Genomic DNA, 5,593 nt, shown 5'->3' on the forward strand with positions numbered 1-5,593 from the left:
TCTCCGGGTACAGGAGTTGAGGACAAAGCCGGGGGCTCGGTGGAGGGTTGATCAGTTTTGCAAATATTAGCTAAAGCCATTACACCCCCTGCTGTGTGGCTAACGGTCACGACTCCAGCATAACTAGGGAGTCCGTCTTGTTTGGCCGATGCCGTCATCAACACGGTTTCTGCATATTGACCTTCAGTATTAACACTATAGCGATATTCTCCGGTGTCTAAACTCGCATTCAGAGACAACCCTTCAATGGAATTCGCAAACTGACCATTAGCTTGATAATAAGCTTGTTGTCCGGTGGTCATGGCTTGCATTGCAAATTCGGCTTTATCGCTTTCATCAAATTTGGGTAAGGACAAATTGAGAGAACAACTCGTTAACAGGATAGGAGCAACGAGGAGAACTCCCGAAACCCATTTTCTCAAAAACTTATCCATATTATTATCTAAGCTATAATCAGGTGTATAACGTTTGTTATTACCATCTACAGAAGCAAGCCAGAGGATTCCTGAAATGCGGATAAGGAGAACGAAATTCTGGTTTTATTAGGGAAGGGAATCAGAATTAAATAGATATTAAGGAACATTTAACCATTTATGAACTTGCACCGATAACCGATAGTGAGGGAATTGTTTTAATAGGTCTAAAACTAAAGGGAAAGTGCGATCGCGTTGAGTCCATTCCGGTTGTAAAAATACGGGAATTTGATGGTAAAGCTCTAAATATTCAGCATAAAATTCTAATTCTGTTCCGGTTTCAATTACTAATTTAATTTCATTTGCTCGTTTCCACATTAACGGAACAACGGGATATTTCGGACTAACATGATGTTTCGGACTTAACGTGATCCAAGCGGAATTAGGAATATCTTGCCAAAAGCAACCCGATGTTTCAATAGAAACGGTTCTTCCCGTCGTTTCAATGGTTTTAATTAACGCTGGAAGTTGAGAATATATAAACGGTTCTCCCCCAGAAATTACGACTCTAGGCGATCGCAATTCTGCGATTAACGAATCAAAAGATCGGACTTGACGGGGTAAATTCATCCCCCCATCGGCATAACCCGTATCACACCAAGGACAACCCACCGGACAACCCGCCAAGCGAATAAAATCTACTGGGGTTCCGACCCAATACCCTTCCCCTTGAATTGTACATTGAAACGTTTCATGAACTGGAATTTCAAACATTAAAATTTTACTAATTTACCCTCCACTAATTTTAGCTTTATAGCCTAATTTTATCAGAATTTCTAGCAATTTTTGACGGTGTTCTCCTTGAATTTCAATGGTATTATCTTTCACCGTTCCTCCCGCCCCGCATTGAGTTTTCAACTGTTTAACTAACCCTTCCAAAGTTTCCGGTTTAGTTTGAAATCCACTAATTACCGTCACCGTTTTACCCTTGCGTCCTGAACGAGTCGCTTGAACTTTCAAATTGTGTTGATTCGGGGGAAGTTCAGGAACCGAACTTGGAGAACGTTCTAAAGCCGCCGAGTTTGTTGATTCTCCAAATTCCGAATAAACCACCCGGTTTCTTTCTGTAGGATTAGGATTTTGATCGTGACGTTTTGATGTCGCCATAAGCTCGATAAAAATAAGAGTTTAGCCTTGAGAAAAAGGGAAAAACTGCCCAATCGTTTTTGCCCTTTCCTTGGAAATCATTAATGGTTAATAGCGGTGAGATTCTGGGGAGATTCCCATAAAATTGCCCCTTGCTGTTTCAGGGTACTAACTAAATCCAAAGCCAGATTAATGGCATCTGTAAAATTAGCATTTTCAACCATAGCATCCGTGAGGTTAACATCTTTTAAATTCACCCCTTTGAGATTGCTATGACTCAAATTAGCTTCCACGAAATCCGCTTTTAATAACGTGGCTCGACTCAAATCAGCATAACTCAAATTGGCCAAGGATAAAGTCGCCCCACTCAAGTCCGCCCCACTCAAGTCCGCCCCACTCAAGTCCGCCCCCGTTAAATCAGCCCGTGTCAAGTCAGCCCCACTGAGGTTAGCCCCACTTAAATTGGCACAATATAGGTTAGCACCAATCAGATTGACATTGTATAAACTCACCCCAATCAAATTAGCGCGAAAAAAGTTAGCCCGAAACAGGTTACAGCGAAACAAACTCGCCCCACTCAGGTCAGCATTATTAAAATCAGCCCGAAATAGGTCTGTATCTCGAAAATCCCGCTTTCCCGCCGCATAAGCCATCAACAGTTCTTCAGCCGTCATATTTCATCTTCTCAAGTCTAGGGTCTTCCCCCCCATTGTCACAAACCCAACGGCCAAAAATCAGAAATCAGAATTAAAAATTAAGAATTTCAACGGTTAACGGTCAACGGTTAACGGCCAACCCTCTGAAGAATTTGATCAAACTGCGTTACAACTCCCTCAAATCAATGTTAATCTCTGAAAAGGCGGTAAATTAGTGTTTTGTCGGAATCACTCCCCATAATCGACTGGCAAAGCCGACGGAGAACCGAAACACAGAATTTCACTGCGGGTTGAGGGCTATTAGGAGGTTTAGGCTTGTCAATTGTTGATGAGGTTGTGCTAGAACTGCCATCAGCCTTAATATTTGCAGACTTGCTCACATAATTCAGGAGGTTTACATCAGATGAATAAAGAACAACTCGTTCAAGCCACCGCTATTAAAGCGGGTGTCACTAAAAAGCAAGCTGATTTAATCATTTCAGCCATTTGTGATTCCATTATGGAAGCCGTAGCCGATGGGAAAAAAGTGACTCTGGTGGGTTTTGGGTCATTTGAAGCTAGAGAACGGAAAGCGCGTGAAGGTCGTAACCCCAGCACTGGCGCACCGATGACCATTCCGGCGAGAACGGTTCCTGTATTCTCTGCGGGTAAAGCCTTCAAAGAGATGGTTTCAGGCGTTTCTGACGAAGTGGCTTAAGCTCTAAGCCGAATTTTCCTCATCCCCAGGAAGAATCTGTCTCGGTTGGTTTAACGTTTTTAGGACTTACGCAAAAACCCGGTTTCTGAACAGAACATCAAGATTTTAGCCCTAAGTCAAGACAAGAAACCGGGTTTTTTTTTGCTATTACAATTTTGTATAACTTTTCCCACACTATACTTACCTTATTATATTCCATTCTTTAATGTTGGCTGCACATTCCCCCGGTAGAGAGAGGGATAATCTATAGCATCTATAATTGGATTTCATATTAGCTTGGGATTATTAGTTTCAATGGGACTTCAACTTAATACAGTTATTCCTTGGGGACGCAGTTTAGGCGAATATATCAGGATGTTTGATTTAACACCTGATGATTTGAAACTCTCGATTTTAGATTGTGCTGGGGGCCCTGCTAGTTTTAATATTGAAATGACACAACAAGGCTATTCTATTATTTCTTGCGACCCCATTTATCAATTTTCGGCTAATGAAATTTTCCAACGCATTCAAGACACTTATACAACCGTTGTAGATGGAGTAAAAGCCAGTTCTCAGGATTATGTTTGGGATAATATTCCCTCTCCTGAACAGTTAGGGGAAATTAGAATGGCGGCGATGGAACAATTTTTATCCGATTTTACAATAGGAAAACAACAGGGACGTTATCTCACCGCAGAATTACCCCAACTTCCCTTTAATTCCCATCAATTTGATTTAGCATTATGTAGTCATTTTTTATTTACTTTTTCAGATCATTTCTCAGAAGCGTTTCACCTACAAGCAATTTTAGAATTATGTCGCGTTGCTCAACAAGTTAGAATTTTTCCCTTATTAAAAGTATCAGGAGAACCCTCTCCTTTCCTACAACCGATAATTCAGGAATTAGAAACTAGAGGCTATAGGACTAAGCTCAAAACCGTTAATTATCAATTCCAAAAAAACGGAAATCAGATGTTAAAAATCCACAAATACCCGTAGGGTGCGTAAGCGTAAGCGCACGCACCATTATCTACAATTAATTAGGAATTATTAATTATTCGTAATTCGTAATTCCTAATTCCTAATTCCTAATTCCTAATTCAAACCCTGATAGGGCGGGAAAACCCCGCCCCTACGGATTAGAATTCAATGGTTTGAGGCGCTCTAGGGAAAGGAATCACATCTCGAATATTCCCCATCCCCGTCATAAATTGTACCACGCGATCAAATCCTAATCCGAATCCCGCATGGGGGACAGTTCCATATTTTCTCAATTCCAAATACCACCATAATTCCTCCGGGTTTATCCCTAACATTTTCATGCGATTTTCTAACATTTCTAACCGTTCTTCCCGTTGAGAACCTCCGACAATTTCCCCAATTTTCGGAGCTAAAACATCCATAGCTCTAACGGTTTTTCCATCCTCATTTAAGCGCATATAAAAGGCTTTAATTTCTTTAGGATAGTCCGTAACCATTACAGGTTTTTTAAAGTATTCCTCCGCTAAATAACGTTCATGTTCAGACTGTAAATCTAACCCCCAACTCACCGGATACTCAAATTTTTTATCCGCTTTTTCTAAAATTGCGATCGCGTCGGTATAAGTAATTCGTCCAAACTCATTATTAATAATATTATGAGCCGTTTCTAACACCGATTTATCAATGCGTTCATTGAAAAATTCCATATCTTCAGGACATTGTTCTAACACCGATTTAAAGATATGTTTGAGAAAGGCTTCAGCTAAATCCATATCCCCTTCTAAATCACAGAACGCCATTTCCGGTTCTATCATCCAAAATTCGGCTAAATGACGAGAAGTATTAGAATTTTCTGCCCGAAAAGTAGGGCCAAAGGTATAAACATTTCCAAACGCCATCGCCATAATTTCCGCTTCTAATTGCCCACTTACAGTTAAATAAGCAGGTTTTCCAAAGAAGTCTTGACCATAATCAACCTGTTGAGATGCTGTTAGGGGAATATCCTTTAATTTAAAATTAGTTACACTAAACATTTCCCCCGCCCCTTCACAATCACTCGAAGTAATAATAGGGGTATGAACCCATAAAAACCCCCGTTCTTGGAAGAATTCATGCACCGCCGAAGCACAAGCATTTCTAACTCGAAAAACCGCCCCTAATGTATTAGTCCGTGCTCGTAAATGTCCGATAGTGCGTAAAAATTCAAAGGAATGACGTTTTTTCTGTAAGGGATAGGTTTCTGCATCCGCATCCCCATAAATTTTAACATCAGAGGCTTTTAATTCAATTCGTTGACCCTTCGCTGGAGACTCGACTAATACCCCAGAAATTTCTACGGATGTACCCGTATTCAGTTGTTTTAAAATAGTCTCATAGTCTGCTAAATCAGGATTTAATACCACTTGCAAATTAGCCAATGCAGAACCATCATTAACTTCTACAAAGGTAAATTCTTTTAACTCCCGTTTAGTTCTCACCCAACCCTGAACCGTCACCGTTTCGTTGGGTTTACCTGTCCTCAACAATTGAATAATTCTATTTATCGTCATAATATTTTATCCTTTTTTTAGTTATCCGTAGGGGCGGGGTCATTAGTGTCAAAAATCGCGCTATAGCGCTACGCGCAAGGGAACAGGGAACAGGGAACAGGGAACAGGGAACAGTAAGAAGTGAAAGGGTTTCAGGATTTAGAAATGTCCTAACTGTAATGCGTAGCG

The 5,593-nt window shown here is 40.7% G+C and carries 7 protein-coding genes; 2 read left to right on the plus strand and 5 right to left on the minus strand.

Annotated features, from left to right (window positions below; translation table 11 throughout):
* The 4 genes from PL8927_RS08210 to PL8927_RS08225 all read right to left on the minus strand — a co-directional run.
* Nucleotides 1-434 (minus strand): type IV pilin-like G/H family protein (locus tag PL8927_RS08210; RefSeq protein WP_156093135.1); only part of this gene is annotated, 434 nt, incomplete at its 3' end.
* A gap of 138 nt (nucleotides 435-572) precedes the next feature.
* Nucleotides 573-1,187, minus strand: coding sequence for a 7-carboxy-7-deazaguanine synthase QueE (locus PL8927_RS08215; RefSeq protein WP_083619582.1), 615 nt, complete (start codon nucleotides 1,185-1,187; stop codon nucleotides 573-575).
* Nucleotides 1,188-1,202: 15 nt separating this feature from the next.
* Nucleotides 1,203-1,580 (minus strand): translation initiation factor, encoded by a 378-nt coding sequence (locus tag PL8927_RS08220; RefSeq protein WP_083619585.1) that lies wholly within the window; start codon nucleotides 1,578-1,580, stop codon nucleotides 1,203-1,205.
* An 80-nt stretch (nucleotides 1,581-1,660) separates the two neighbouring features.
* Nucleotides 1,661-2,233 (minus strand): pentapeptide repeat-containing protein, encoded by a 573-nt coding sequence (locus PL8927_RS08225; protein WP_083619588.1) that lies wholly within the window; start codon nucleotides 2,231-2,233, stop codon nucleotides 1,661-1,663.
* A gap of 385 nt (nucleotides 2,234-2,618) precedes the next feature.
* On the opposite strand from PL8927_RS08225, the gene PL8927_RS08230 reads away from it, so the two are divergent.
* Together PL8927_RS08230 and PL8927_RS08235 are read left to right on the plus strand one after the other, a co-directional pair.
* Entirely contained in the window at nucleotides 2,619-2,912 is a 294-nt protein-coding gene (locus PL8927_RS08230; protein ID WP_083619591.1) for an HU family DNA-binding protein, read from the plus strand.
* A 294-nt stretch (nucleotides 2,913-3,206) separates the two neighbouring features.
* Entirely contained in the window at nucleotides 3,207-3,893 is a 687-nt protein-coding gene (locus PL8927_RS08235; protein WP_083619595.1) for a class I SAM-dependent methyltransferase, read from the plus strand.
* 140 nt (nucleotides 3,894-4,033) lie between these two features.
* Here PL8927_RS08235 and asnS read toward each other — a convergent pair whose 3' ends face one another.
* Nucleotides 4,034-5,425 (minus strand): asparagine--tRNA ligase, encoded by a 1,392-nt coding sequence (gene asnS, locus PL8927_RS08240; protein ID WP_083619598.1) that lies wholly within the window; start codon nucleotides 5,423-5,425, stop codon nucleotides 4,034-4,036.
* Between the last annotated feature and the right edge of the window lie 168 nt (nucleotides 5,426-5,593).

Origin of the sequence: Planktothrix serta PCC 8927 (assembly GCF_900010725.2) — a bacterium.
Taxonomy (GTDB): domain Bacteria; phylum Cyanobacteriota; class Cyanobacteriia; order Cyanobacteriales; family Microcoleaceae; genus Planktothrix; species Planktothrix serta.